General features: G+C 67.3%; 10 protein-coding genes and 3 pseudogenes. 9 read left to right on the forward strand and 4 right to left on the reverse strand.

What is annotated here, in order from left to right; genetic code table 11:
* Together FJM51_RS22200 and acuI are read left to right on the forward strand one after the other, a co-directional pair.
* Window positions 1-364, forward strand: a 364-nt coding sequence (locus tag FJM51_RS22200; RefSeq protein ID WP_181164715.1) for a BCCT family transporter, incomplete at its 5' end; no start/stop codon positions are given.
* Between the two features lie 55 nt (window positions 365-419).
* Window positions 420-1,418 carry an acrylyl-CoA reductase (NADPH) gene (acuI, locus tag FJM51_RS22205; protein ID WP_140456304.1) on the forward strand — a complete coding sequence of 333 codons (999 nt, stop codon included), beginning with the start codon at window positions 420-422 and terminating at the stop codon, window positions 1,416-1,418.
* A 209-nt stretch (window positions 1,419-1,627) separates the two neighbouring features.
* On the opposite strand, the gene FJM51_RS22210 is transcribed toward acuI, so the two are convergent.
* Window positions 1,628-2,524 carry a LysR family transcriptional regulator ArgP gene (locus FJM51_RS22210; protein ID WP_140456305.1) on the reverse strand — a complete coding sequence of 299 codons (897 nt, stop codon included), beginning with the start codon at window positions 2,522-2,524 and terminating at the stop codon, window positions 1,628-1,630.
* 96 nt (window positions 2,525-2,620) lie between these two features.
* On the opposite strand from FJM51_RS22210, the gene FJM51_RS22215 reads away from it, so the two are divergent.
* The 4 genes and pseudogenes from FJM51_RS22215 to FJM51_RS22230 all read left to right on the forward strand — a co-directional run bounded on the left by FJM51_RS22215 (window position 2,621) and on the right by FJM51_RS22230 (window position 5,223).
* A complete protein-coding gene (locus tag FJM51_RS22215) occupies window positions 2,621-3,229 on the forward strand; it encodes a LysE/ArgO family amino acid transporter (RefSeq protein ID WP_140456306.1) in 609 nt (202 codons plus the stop codon).
* Between the two features lie 23 nt (window positions 3,230-3,252).
* Entirely contained in the window at window positions 3,253-3,888 is a 636-nt protein-coding gene (locus FJM51_RS22220) for an FMN-binding negative transcriptional regulator (RefSeq protein WP_140456307.1), read from the forward strand.
* Window positions 3,889-3,936: 48 nt separating this feature from the next.
* Window positions 3,937-4,249 (forward strand): annotated as a pseudogene (locus FJM51_RS22225) (transposase); the annotation flags it as partial.
* A 113-nt stretch (window positions 4,250-4,362) separates the two neighbouring features.
* Entirely contained in the window at window positions 4,363-5,223 is an 861-nt protein-coding gene (locus FJM51_RS22230; RefSeq protein ID WP_140456308.1) for a DMT family transporter, read from the forward strand.
* A gap of 312 nt (window positions 5,224-5,535) precedes the next feature.
* Here the strand turns inward: FJM51_RS22230 and FJM51_RS22235 are convergent.
* A pseudogene (locus tag FJM51_RS22235) lies at window positions 5,536-5,706 on the reverse strand (IS630 family transposase); the annotation flags it as partial.
* 453 nt (window positions 5,707-6,159) lie between these two features.
* On the opposite strand from FJM51_RS22235, the gene FJM51_RS22240 reads away from it, so the two are divergent.
* Window positions 6,160-6,522, forward strand: coding sequence for a class I SAM-dependent methyltransferase (locus tag FJM51_RS22240; RefSeq protein ID WP_140456309.1), 363 nt, complete (start codon window positions 6,160-6,162; stop codon window positions 6,520-6,522).
* A gap of 127 nt (window positions 6,523-6,649) precedes the next feature.
* Here the strand turns inward: FJM51_RS22240 and FJM51_RS22245 are convergent.
* Together FJM51_RS22245 and FJM51_RS22255 are read right to left on the reverse strand one after the other, a co-directional pair.
* Window positions 6,650-7,776: pseudogene (locus tag FJM51_RS22245) on the reverse strand (IS5 family transposase).
* A 393-nt stretch (window positions 7,777-8,169) separates the two neighbouring features.
* On the reverse strand, window positions 8,170-9,396 hold the full coding sequence (locus FJM51_RS22255; protein ID WP_140456311.1) for a glycosyltransferase: 1,227 nt from the start codon (window positions 9,394-9,396) through the stop codon (window positions 8,170-8,172).
* Window positions 9,397-9,713: 317 nt separating this feature from the next.
* Here FJM51_RS22255 and FJM51_RS22260 point away from each other — a divergent pair, with 317 nt between their 5' ends.
* Together FJM51_RS22260 and FJM51_RS22265 are read left to right on the forward strand one after the other, a co-directional pair.
* Entirely contained in the window at window positions 9,714-11,297 is a 1,584-nt protein-coding gene (locus tag FJM51_RS22260) for a B12-binding domain-containing radical SAM protein (RefSeq protein ID WP_140456312.1), read from the forward strand.
* Window positions 11,294-12,550, forward strand: coding sequence for a nitric oxide synthase oxygenase (locus FJM51_RS22265; protein WP_210240390.1), 1,257 nt, complete (start codon window positions 11,294-11,296; stop codon window positions 12,548-12,550). Before FJM51_RS22260 ends, FJM51_RS22265 begins: the two co-directional genes overlap by 4 nt.
* Window positions 12,551-12,907: the final 357 nt, after the last annotated feature.

Here is a 12,907-nt window from a genome sequence, read left to right on the forward strand (position 1 = left end):
CCTCGGCACACTGCCGATGCCCTGGCTCGTCATCCCGCTGTTCATCCTGCTCTGCTTCGTCTTTCTCGCCACGACGCTCGACAGCGCGGCCTATGTCCTCGCCTCCGTCACCACCCGCGAACTCTCCGGGTATCAGGAGCCGAAGCGATCGATCCGCGTGACCTGGGCGCTCATCCTCGCAGGCGTGGGTATCGCACTGATCCAGCTCGGCGGACTGAAGCCCGTGCAAACCTCGACGATCGTGGTGGCGCTGCCGCTGATCCCCGTCCTCGTCGTCCTGACACTTTCACTGATGCGATGGCTGAGGGAGGACTTCGGCTCGAAGTCTGAGAACGCGCGCCTCGCTCCCGACACCGCCGAATGAAACCCGGGGCGGTCGCGTCGCGGCCGCCCCCTCAAGCCCAAGAGAGGAGCAAGAAGTGTTCGACGCGATCGTGATCGACAAGCACGACGACGGCCAGCGGGTGACGCTGAAGCCGGTTGCCTTCCCGGAGCTTGGCGACGGCGATGTCGCCGTCGACGTGGCCTGGACGACGCTGAACTATAAGGACGCGCTGGCGATCACCGGCAGCTCGCCGGTGGTGCGGAGCTTTCCGATGGTTCCGGGCATCGACTTCGCCGGCGTGGTCGCCGAGAGCCGCCACCCGGACTACTCGCCGGGAGACCGCGTGGTGCTGAATGGCTGGGGCGTCGGCGAGAAACACTGGGGCGGCCTCGCCCGGCGGGCGCAGGTGAGGGGCGATTGGCTGGTGCCGCTGCCGGCCGGCATCTCGCTCCGGCGGGCAATGGCGATCGGGACAGCCGGCTACACGGCGATGCTCTGCCTGATGGCGCTCGAGGCGCAGGGCCTGACCCCCGAGGCGGGCGAGGTGGTGGTGACCGGCGCCTCGGGCGGGGTCGGCAGCGTCGCGACGGCGTTGCTCGCGGCGCGCGGCTACGGTGTCGCGGCGGTGACGGGGCGACGCGAGGAAGCGGACTACCTCGGGCGGCTCGGGGCGGCGACGATCGTCGACCGGGCCGAACTCTCCGGCAGGGCGCGGCCGCTCGCCAAGGAACGCTGGGCGGGCGCGGTCGACGTCGCCGGCGGAGCGGTGCTCGCCAACGTGCTCTCGATGATGAAGTATCGCGGAGTGGTCGCCGCCTGCGGCCTCGCCGGCGGCATGGACCTGCCGACCTCGGTGGCACCGTTCATCCTGCGCGGCGTGACGCTTCGCGGCGTCGACAGCGTGATGTGCCCGAAGCCCGAGCGCGAAGTCGCCTGGCGGCGGCTCGCGGCCGAACTCGACATGGGGCTGCTGGAGTCGATGGTGACCGAGGTGCCCTTCGAGCGGGTACCGGAGACCGCGCCGCTCTTCCTCGAAGGCAAGGTGCGCGGGCGAATGATCGTTCCCCTTTCGCCTGATCTGGACGGATGCTGACGCGGCGAATGGCAGGAATGGCGAGCCGCGGTGCGGTAGTGACCGGCAGTGCGGCGCCGATCGGGACTTATGATGTCCCGGCGCGCGATCGTATCGGCCCAGATCGCGCGTCCTGAGGGCCGCGACGTAGGCGAGCTTGAACAGGCGGCGTTTACGCGCGCCGCACCTCATGAGCGCCAGGAGCGGTCGTCCGGGCGGGTGGCGAATGCCTACACCAACGCGTCTGTCGCAGCGGAGACAACGGCCCGGGTCAGAGCGGACAGGCTGTCGGAGACGAGTCGGTTCGCCTGCCAGTAAAGCGGCCTCTCCAGCTCCACTCCCGGAACGAGTTCCATCAGCCGCCCCGCTTCGAGGTGGTCCCTGACGAGTTGCGCGGGATTCAGCGCCCAGCCCACCCCGGCGAGGCTGGCTTCGACGAAGCTCTGCGTCGAGGGCAGCCAGTGCGAGGGATAGGAGACGCTCCGGCCGAGCGCCTCGAGGATCCAGAGATGCTGCAGGCGGTCCTTGCGGTCGAAGGTGAGGCCCGGGGCCACTGCGATCGCCTCGGCGGTAACGCCATCCGGGAAGTGTCGCGCCACATAATCCGGGCTCGCGGTCGCGAGGTAGCGCAGATTGCCGAGCGGTGTGACCCGGCAGCCGGTGACGGGCTTCGCATGCGCGGTCACGGCCGCGAGCACCCGGCCTTTTCGCAGCCAGTCGGCGGTGTGCTCCTCGTCGTCGATGGCGATGTTGAGCAGATAGTCCGTCTCGCGCGTGAAGGCCGAGACCGCCGCGAGGAACCAGGTCGCCAGACTGTCGGCGTTGGTCGCGACGTTGAGGGTGACCCTCGGAGTCGGCGAGGCGGGATCGAGCAGACCCGGCAGATGGTCGATCAATCCCCTCTCGAGCATGCCGACATGCTCGACATGCCGGCAGAGCCACGCGCCCTTCTCGGTGGCGACGCAGGGCACGCCGCGCTCGATCAGGACCGCGCCGAGCCGCTCCTCCAGTTGCTTGACCCGCTGCGAGATCGCTGAGGCGGTCACGTTCAACGCGCGCGCGGCGCCTTCGAAACTGCCGGTCTGGACGATCATCGCGACGGCGCGCGCGGCATTGTAGTCGAGCATCATAAGCCCAGCTAATCCTGGTACAGGGAGTTTAATTTGCTTAATCCTCCCCGGCCCCGTATCGCAAGCCCGTCAGCCAACACGGGTGCGAATGAAATGAGCGGTCCAGTCTTTATCGCCGGCATGATGATGTCGCTCAGCCTGATCGCCGCCATCGGCGCGCAAAATGCCTTCGTGCTGCGGCAGGGCCTGCGCGATCAGCACCTGTTCGCGGTCTGCCTGACCTGCGCGCTCTCGGACGCGCTGCTGATCACGCTCGGCGTCACGAGCTTCGCGAAGGTCGCGGAGCTGCTGCCCTGGCTCGGCCCGGCGATGCGCTTCGGGGGCGCCGCCTTCCTGTTCTGCTACGGCGCGAAGAGCCTGCGCTCGGCGCTGCGTTCGACCGGCGCGCTCGTCGCGGACGGCGCGATGGAGAAGCGGGCGCTGTCGAAGACCCTGATGGCGTGCCTTGCGATCACCTTTCTCAATCCGCACGTCTACCTCGATACCGTCGTGCTGCTCGGCTCCGTCTCGGCCCGGTTCGAGGGCTCGAAGCTGACCTTCGCCGCCGGCGCGATCTCGGCATCGTTCCTGTTCTTCTTCGGCCTGGGCTACGGCGCCATCCGGCTCCGGCCGCTGTTCGCGCAACCATTGGCCTGGCGGGCGCTGGAAGGCATGATGGCACTCGTCATGTGGTCGATCGCCCTCAGGATCGTCGCCGCCTGACCCGCCGGCGAAAGGAGAGCGGAATGTATCTGCCCGAGCACTTCAGGGAGATCGACGCGGCCGAGATCGCCGCCGTGATCGATGCCGCGCCGCTCGCTTGCGTCGTGGCGAATACCGACGCCGGGCTGATCGCCAACCATATCCCGGTTCTGGCCGGAGGCGACGGCGCGCTCATCGGCCATGTCGCGCTGGCGAACGACATGCACCGGCTCATCGCCGACGGACAGGAGGTGCTCGTCATCTTCAGGGGTGAGCAGGGCTACGTCTCGCCGAATTTCTATCCGAGCAAGGCCGAGCACCATCGCCATGTGCCGACCTGGAACTATCAGGTGGTCCATGTCCACGGCGACATCACCTTCCAGCACGGGGAGCGCGACAAGCGCGCCATCGTCGGCCTGCTGACGCGCGCGCACGAACGGCGGCTAGGCGCCGCGAGACCGTGGAGGATGGCCGATGCTCCGGCCGACTACATGGCCGGTATGCTCGCGAATATCGTGGGCTTCCGGATCGCGATCCATCGGGTGCTGGCCAAATCGAAGCTGAGCCAGAACCGGGACCCCCGCGACTACGCCGGCGTGATCGAAGGGTTGCGCGCGGCGGGAAACGAAGCCTTGGCGGAGCGCATGGCGCGGTCGATCAGCGACGCTTCCGAACCCTGAAGCATGCCGCGCGGGTTTCTTGGCTGACGGCCGCTAATGGGATGTGCCGGCGGCCGCACTGTGCTTGGGCGCATATCGAAGCGCGGCAGCCGGTACCTGCGGATGCTTTTCGTCCAGGCGGCCAAGGTGATCATGATGCGGCCGCACCGATGGGCGGATTTCAGCTTCGGCGCCTGGCTTGCGCGGGCGGCGGAGCGCATGCATCGAGCTCGCCGTCGCGCTCGCCGACAAGCTGGCGCGGATGGCTTGGAGCGTCCTGGGGCATGGTACGCGGTTGCCACTCGCGCCGGTTGCACGCCTCGCACGCGGCGCATTCTCACTCGAAGCAGTCACTCTCGGCCAAAACAGCGACGAGCCGTGACAAGGCAAAAGCGGACGACGCCACGCCGACCACGGGAGATGCCCTTTCAGCGCCCCAGAATTTTGGGCATGAGGTGTCAAGTCAGTTCAGGTAGCGCGGGAGCGGAGCCGCCCATGACCACGCCCTTTCTCTTTGTCGCCACTGTCCTTATCTGGGGAACTACCTGGATCGCCATCGCTGCCCAGGTCGGAGAGGTTCCCGTCACGGTCTCGGTTTTTTATCGTTTCGCCTTGGCGGGCGTGCTGATGCTGGCGGGTCTCGGGGCGATTGGCCGATTGCCCCGACCGGCTGTATGGCGGTTCGTCGTGGCGCAGGCTCTCTGTCTCTTCTGTCTAAACTTCGTGAGCCTCTACACTGCCACCTCACTGGTCCCTTCTGGACTTGTCTCAGTCATTTTCTCGCTCGCCTCGATTTTCAACGCGGTGAACGCGCGGATATTCTTTGGGGACAAGATCAGTCGGCAGACGGTTTTGGCAGGTACACTTGGCGTTGCTGGCGTCGTGTGCCTCTTCTGGCCGGACATAGATATGGCTGGCGGCGCATCAACCTTGCACGGCATCGGCTGGGCCGTGCTCGGGACAGTCTTCTTTTCGTGTGGCAACATGGCCTCGCGGCGGAATACACGGCTCGGCATTACGCCCGTGACTGCGAACGCCTGGGGTATGGGGATCGGTGCGCTGTGTCTTTTCGCAATTCTGGTTGCGAAGGAGCAGCCACTTGTCCTGCCCGAAAGTGGTAGCTACTGGATAGCACTGATATACCTTTCCGTTATCGGTTCAGTCATCGGGTTCACAACCTATCTCATGCTTGTCGATCGCATCGGATCGGCAAGAGCGGGCTACGCTACCGTGCTTTTTCCCATCGTTGCCCTTACCGCCTCGACGCTTTTCGAGGGCTATGAGTGGACCCCCATATCGATCCTCGGCGTCGTCCTCGCGGGGCTCGGGAACGTAGTCATGTTCCGCAGACCATAAGGACGGGCAGGCGGCAACCTCGCCGACTGAACGCGAGCTGAGCGAAGCAGCAAGGCAAGGCGAAAGAGAGGAGTTCGTTCCGTAACCTCCGTACCAAGTCCGGCGAATGTGGCGCGACTTTGCGGGTGAATTGTCAGCGACATCGTCGGTGGCGAGTCATACCAACCCCCGCTGAGGCAGACGCACGCTTGGGATTCCCAAAACCAAGATGGTGGCGTGGTGGACCAGCGTGTCGATTGGTCATTGTCCGGTCGGGGAAAACGGTATTCCAGCCTGTCTTATACCAACGCGCATTGATCAGAATCCTTCGGCCTAGGCGCGCCGTCCTATGGATCGAATGCGCCATGGTTGGCCGATCAGTTCGTTCCAAGCATCGCAGCAATGGGCGACGATGTCGTCGTAGCCCTTGAAGACCCGGTTCGAGAGCCAGTTCTCGCGGAGAAACTGCCAGATGTTCTCCACAGGGTTCAGTTCTGGCGAGCGCGGCGCCGCGCCGCTGAGGGCCGCCCGACCAGCAGCCACGCAAATGGATGCGCGCGGTGACGCCCGTCACGGCGAAAGCCGAAGCGAGGAAGCCGCGACATCGTCGAAAGGCTCCCTGCTCCACCCACCTGTCCCTTGGGAAACCCGTAGCGGCCCGATCACAGCCTGACGGCGCCGATTGAATCGTCGCATCGTGCGAAGACCGAGTTCGCCGGCGCTCCAGCGCCTCGACGGGATCGGCGGACCCGACCTTCTCGATGATCGCCCGAAGGAGCGCGCGCGGGGGATGGTGCCAGTCGATTGCGGATACGCAACCGCTCCCGGTGGACCGGACGAAGCGCCCGAGCGGTCTCCGCTGTGCCTTCCCCTGCATGAGGCCGATTATAATAGGATAAACTTGTCCATTGTACCGGGTTAATGAAACGGGCAGGTCGCGTCGGGAAGGAGGATCCCATGACCCGACCCCATGACACCGTCGTTCAGGACCAGTTCGGCCCGCGCGCCGAAGCCTATGCGCGCAGCGCCGTCCACGCCGAGGGCGAGGATCTCGACGCGCTCGATCGCCTCGCGGCGGAGCGCGCGCCCCGCCACGCGCTCGACCTCGGATGTGGCGGCGGTCACGTCGCCTACCGTCTCGCGCGCCACGCCACCGCCGTGACGGCGGTCGATCTCTCCGCGGAGATGCTCGCGGCCGTGGCGCGGGATGCCCGGGAGCGCGGCCTCGCCAATGTCGCGACCCGGGCGGCGGCGGCAGAGGAGCTGGAGACCTCCAGATACCCCTTTTTGTCGGTTGGATCGGATTCGCGAGGAGCGTGACACGGCCCCAAATGTGGCCCGCGTGTAGGGAGTCGCCTTCGGTGTCCGCGCCGGACAGCATGGTCATCGCCGCACCGATTACCCGCGCGCGGCGCGCGGCCTTCCCCGGGGTAGGCCGCGAGGCCGCTCAGGCCGAGGCGGCTCCCGCGAGCCAGACCATGCGGCGCATATTGTAGGCGAGGTTGGCGAGCCCGATCTTCACCCTGGCCCGGGCGAGGCCGATGGTTCGGATGACCAGAGCCATCGGTCCCTTCTGCCGGGCGAAGACATGCTCGACGCGGGAGCGGATCTCGGACTTCGCGGAGTTGGCGCGGGAGGTGCGCTTCGGCATCGGCTTGCCCTTCGGCTTCTTGCGATGGATCCGGCTCGTGAAGCCGGCCTCCCCGAGATGCGCCTCGTTCTTCGCCGACCGATAGGCGGTGTCGGCCCAGACCCCGCTCGCCGTGTTCGAGCGATCAAGAAGCGCGGGCAATTCCGCGCCATCGTGACGCGCGGCGTGCGTGGCGGTCCAGGTCCGGATCAGCCCGTGGCGACGATCGATGCCGATATGGTTCTTATAGCCGAACATCGGCACGGCGAGATCCACGCGCTTCGTGCCGTCCGCCGCCGGTTTGGCTTTGGTGTATTTCACCGTCCAGCGGGCATCGCGGTCCTTCTTGCGCAGTTTCGCGGGCCTTTTCGCCCAGTCCTCGGGAACACGCCCCTCGCGCAGCGCCCGCTTCTCGTCCTCGGTGTTGCGTTGCTTCGGCGCCGCCACCACCCTCGCCATTGTCTCTCGGACCGATGGCGTTCCAATGGCTCGGCATCGATGATCTGCCCGCCCATGGCGATGAAACCCGCGGACCGGAGGCGCGCGTCGAAGCGCCGGAACAGCGCCTCTATCGCCGGGACGCCGTCCAGCGTCGCCCGCGTCAGCGCTTCCCGGAAATTCCAGATCGAATTCGCGTCCGGTACCCGGTCCGCGAGCGACAGTCCGAGGAAGCGCATGAACGACAGCCGGTCCTTGATCAGGTATTCCGTCCGCTCATCCGACAGCGAATGGCTCGCCTGCAGGATCAGGATCCGAAACATCAGCACATGATCGTAGGGCGGCCGGCCACCCTTCGCGCGATCAGAGCGCGGCACCGCGCGCTCCAGTTCGGCTCGGAACATCTCGAAATCGACCAGCGCGTTCACCCGATCGAGGTCGTCGCCCTTCGCCGAGAGATCCCGAAGCCGCTCCTCGATGTCGAACAATCCCGGCTGTCGCGCCATCGTCCACCTCGCCGCCATCCCGCGTCGATTGAATCATGATCCCGGCGGAAACGCACGGTTTTTGGAGGCGTCCAGCTGCCCTTCGAGGTCGGCGCCCGGATCGTGCCCCGCGGGATGGTGTCGCCGAGGCGGTCATCAGGTTTCCCGGTAGGGTCGGGTTGCTGAGCCAACCTGAACCGAGGCATGCCCCCGACGACCAAACCCATGATGGATCTGCGCGCTCTGGTGGAAAAGAGCGCCGATGCCGACCTGTTGCGCGAGATGATCGGCTTCGCCGCCGAGCGTCTATCCCGACGCCGGCGAGGAGCGGGCCATCCCATAATCGACGCGGGACCGGAACCGGCGTGGAACCAAGGGCCGGAGCAATGCCGAGGTTGATGGAGCGGCGCGGCCTCACGGACCGCGGAGGGTGGCCTGTCCGGCGCGCGGGCCCGAAGGTACCTCCCGGTCACGCGTCGCCGCCTCGAGGCGGTCCATGGCGATCCGCAGAACATCGTCCATACGCCTCAGCTGGGCGGCGCGGAAGCCGGTGCCATCGAGATCCGCCACACGACCCGCGCGCTGGCCCTGGATCTGCCGGGTCAGCGCCGCGGCGAAGGCCATGGCATCGTCGGCCTTCTCGACATTCGCTGGGACCGAGGAGATCCCGCGCAGGGACGACCGCGTGGCCACCGCGGGCAGGCCGAGCTCAAAGGTCTCGATCGTTTTCAGCTGCACGCCCGTGCCCACACGGGACGCAAGCGCGATCACACGACAGTCCCGCATGAACGCCCGCGCGTTCTCCACGCGACCGAGCATTGCCACGCGGGGATCATCGCTGGAAAGCTCGCGCGGCGTCCTGCCCGCCACCGCGATCGAGACCTCCGCGTCGAGCCTGGGCACGACCTCTCTGAGGAACCATTCGAGACCGATACGGTTCGGCACCTGGATCCAGGAGCCGATCAGCCCGACATCGAATGTCCGCGCCGACCGGCCGGGCATGTCCGCCGCCACCGGCATGACCAGCGGCAGCGAGAGCGCGCGATCGTCGCGGGCGACGTTCAGCGAATGCCGGTCATCGTCGGACAGCGTAAGGACAAACGCGGCGTTCGCGCAGAGACGCTCCTCCAGTTCCGCGAGGTAGCGCGCTTCCCGCCTGAACAGGATCCGCTCGACCCGGCTTTCGACCCGAGCGGCGTTCTGGCGCGCCGAGACGTGTTCCGCGTTATGGGCGATGAAGACATAGGGCCTCGCGGTGAATACCTCCTCGAAGGCCCCGGCCAGCCAGACGCCGTTCAGGATCAGGCCGTCATAGGGTTCGAGCCTGGCAAGTTCGCGCCGGATGGTCTCCCGGGTGACGACCCGAAGCTTCGCCGAGGAGACCGTGGTGCCGCGCAGCGCCGCGGTCGCGAGCCAGCGCAGCTTCATGCCCGCCGTCGCATCGCTCGTCCGAATGATCACTTCGCCGAGCAGCGCCGTTTCCTCGGGATCGGAGGGCGTCGCCCCCGGCGATATGAAGCCGAGCGCGGTGACGCGCGCTCCCGCGCGGCGAAGCCCCTCGACGATGGCGTGATTGGCAATTTCGTAGCCATCTTCCGGCGCCGTACCCGGTACGAGCGAGGAGACGAAGATCAGACGCATGAGGCCTCCCGGAACCAACGTCGCATTGCCGGACTCGAACACGCGCCGCCCGCCGCCGCCGCGAGATCCGCCATCTCGTCCCCAGTGGACGTATTGAATCAACGATTCGGCCGCCAATTAACATACAATGCTTGCGCTGATATCCATCGAGGCGGTTATATTCTTGCAGGGCAGGCGAGTCGCGCATGATCCTGGAGCGATCGCAGAATGCTCGCTTCGCGAAGATTTTGAGAATCGATCGGCGGGTGGCCGAGGAATCGTATTGAAGAGCCGGGGGTGCGCGACGGCGACTTGCCGTCGGGTGAATTGGGGGAATTATGATCGACATCACCGCGGAGGCGGCGCGTCGCGAACGCCGCCGGCCACGCTCGGCCATGCGTTACGAACGGAAATCCGACATGGCCGCGGCGGCGATCCGTCCGCTCAACAGCGCGCGCCGGCGCACGCTGATCGTCGACCTCAACAATTTCTCGGTCTTCCCGACGCTTGCGATCGGTCTGCTCGTCGCGACGCTCAGGAACAGCGGCTTCGAGGCGCGCGTGCTCTGTCCGCTCGCCTACGGGGTGGTCGCCGCCACGCGGGAGCGCCGGGAGACGATCCTCGATCACGCCGCCCGGCGCCTGCATCACGCGACCTGGACGCCGCTCCGCGCGACACGGGACGCCGCGCGCGATCTGCGGCAGTGGTGGAAGGGACGCGCTGATCCGCGCGTCCTGCGCGAGACCGCGCGCGCGCTCGACGATCGCCCCGACGTGGTCCTGCTCTCGGCCTATCTGCAGCACTACAACACCGTGATCGAGATCTGCCGCATGGCCCAGGCGCGCGGCATCCCCGTGGTGCTGGGGGGGCCGTATTTCAACGTCGCGGGCACGGCGGAGGCGTGGCGGAACATTCCCGGGCTGACCGCGATCGTGGGAGGCGAGTCCGATCTCACCGTCGCCCGGGTGGTCGAGGCGGTCTGCGACGGCGGGGATCTGCTGGCCTTCGACGGCGTGCTGCTGCCCGACGGGCGGCGCTCCCGCCCCGCGGCGCCGCTCCGGGGGCTCGAGCGCATTCCGATCCCGGACTTCACCGACTTCCCGTGGCATCTCTACAAGTTCCGCGTCGTGCCGGTAATGACCGGCCGCGGCTGCCAGTGGAACCGCTGCGCCTTCTGCAGCGACATCGTCTCGGCGAGCGGCCGCACGTTCCGGACCCGGCCCATCGCCGCGGTGCTGAACGAGCTCCGGGAGCAGTCGCTGCGTCACAACACGAAGAACTTCCTCTTCATCGACCTCAAGCTCAACTCCAACCCCGCGATGTTCCGCGGCATCATCGAGGAGATCCAGCGCTACGTTCAGGGCGCGGAGTGGGTGGGCACGGTCCATGTCGACCATCGTCCGGACAACGGGCTCAGCCGTCCGGAGCTCCGGGCGGCGGTCGCCGCGGGCATGCGCCGGATCAGCTTCGGGCTCGAGAGCGGCAGCCAGCGGCTGCTCGACGCGATGGACAAGGGCTGCCAGGTCGAGGAGAACTCCCGCTTCCTCCGTCACGCGCATGAGGCGGGGCTGAGCGTCAGGGCGACGATGTTCAAGGGCTACCCCGGCGAGACGGTCGAGGACCTCGAGCTGACCGAGAAGTTCCTGCGCGAGCACGCGCCCTACCTCGACCGCGTGCGCTACAACGACTTCTCTATCCACGAGGACACGCCGATCTATACGCGCGTGGCCGAGAACGCGGAGGCCTACCCCCGGCTCCGGGTGCGAAGCTACGATCATCGCAACGGCCGGGCGCTCTACTGGAACGAGGCGATCACCGACCGCGCCTACCGCAAGGTGAACGCGCGCATTCTCGACATCGTCCATTCGATCAACCGCCGGCCCGTGAGGCGGGCGGCGCAGGCGTTCGACGGGTTGATGTGAGCCGGATCGACACCCGGGCCGCCTCGGACCCGCTGCGCCGGCGGCTCCGGCGACTCGGGCCGCTCGAACGGCGCGAGGAGGCGGTTGCCTTCGTCCGGCGTTTCCATCGGGAGAACGAGCTCGGGGCGAAGGCCTGCCGGCGGCGCGAGGCCGAGGTCCGGCGCGCCCTGCGCCGCGACGGCTGGTACGAGCACACGCCCGAGGAGCTCGCCTTCGGCGCGCGGGTCGCCTGGCGCGATCACGCACGCTGCATCGGCCGGTTGCACTGGAAATCGCTCGAGGTGCGCGACCTGCGCGCGATCGAGGATCCGGACGAGATGGCGGCCTTTCTTCTCGACCATCTCGCGGATGCCCATGGCGGCGGCCGGATCCGCTCGATCATCTCGATCTTCGCCCCTGTCCGGGGCGCCGAGACGCCCTGCTACGTCGAGAGCGAGCAACTGCTGCGCTACGCCGGCTACATCGACGCGGAGGGGCGGACGATCGGCGATCCGCTCAATATCGAGCTCACCCGCACGATCGCGGCGCTCGGCTGGGAACCGCCGGAGGTGCCGGGCATGTTCGACATGCTGCCGGTCCTGCTGCGCGACCGCGCGGGGCGGCGGCTCGTCTACGAGATCCCCGCGACGGCGCGGCCCGAGGTCCGGATCAGCCACCCCGACGGTCCGGCGCTCGACGCGCTCGGGCTGCGCTGGTACGCCGTGCCGGTGGTCAGCGGCATGATCCTGACGATCGGCGGGATCGACTATCCCTGCGCGCCGTTCAACGGCTACTACATGTCGACCGAAATCGCCTCGCGCGATCTGGCGGACGAGAACCGCTACGACCTGCTCGAGCCGGTCGCCCGCGCGCTCGGCGAGGACACGGGCGCGGAGCCGCCGCTCTGGAAGGACCGGGCGCTGCTGGAACTCAACCGGGCGGTGCTCCACTCCTTCTCGCGGGACGGCGTGACGATGATCGACCATCACATGGCGAGTGCGCAGTTCATGGAATTCAACCAGCGCGAAAGAGCCGCCGGCCGGCCGCCCTCGGCGCAATGGAGCTGGATCGTTCCGCCCCAGGCGAGTTCGGCCTGCCCGGTGTTCCATCTGCCGATGACCGACCACAGGATGGTGCCGAACTTCTACCGCTCCGGCGCCGACGACGGCGCCCATCTGCGGCCGAACCACTACGAGGAGCACCGCCATCGCTACCGCCAGCGGCTCGACCGCTGGAAGCGGGAGATCCGCGACTGGAACCGTGCGAAGACCTGACGGAGCGGTTCGCTCGCCGACGGATGCGTCCGGTGGGCGTTCCTGAGAAGCTGGCTGTCATCCGCGCGGCACCCCTCGGCCTCATGTCTGCCCTGCCCGTAAGGACTTGTTTCCGGGCGGCGGGCGTGCCGCTCCGCCCTCGTTCGATCTCACCACCATCCACCAGCCGGTCGAGGAGACGATCCGTATCCTCGTCGAGATGATCTCGGGCAGGCGGCCGGCAGTGTTCAGCTTCCCGGCCGGTTCGTCCCGCGCGGGTCGATCTGAGCTCAGCTCTTCTTGGAGCGCTTCTTCTGGCGCTGGACGTCGACGACGACGGCGGCGACGATGATGAGGCCCTTCACGATCTCCTGGTAG

It is taken from the genome of Amaricoccus solimangrovi, assembly GCF_006385685.1.
GTDB classification, from domain to species: Bacteria; Pseudomonadota; Alphaproteobacteria; order Rhodobacterales; family Rhodobacteraceae; genus Amaricoccus; species Amaricoccus solimangrovi.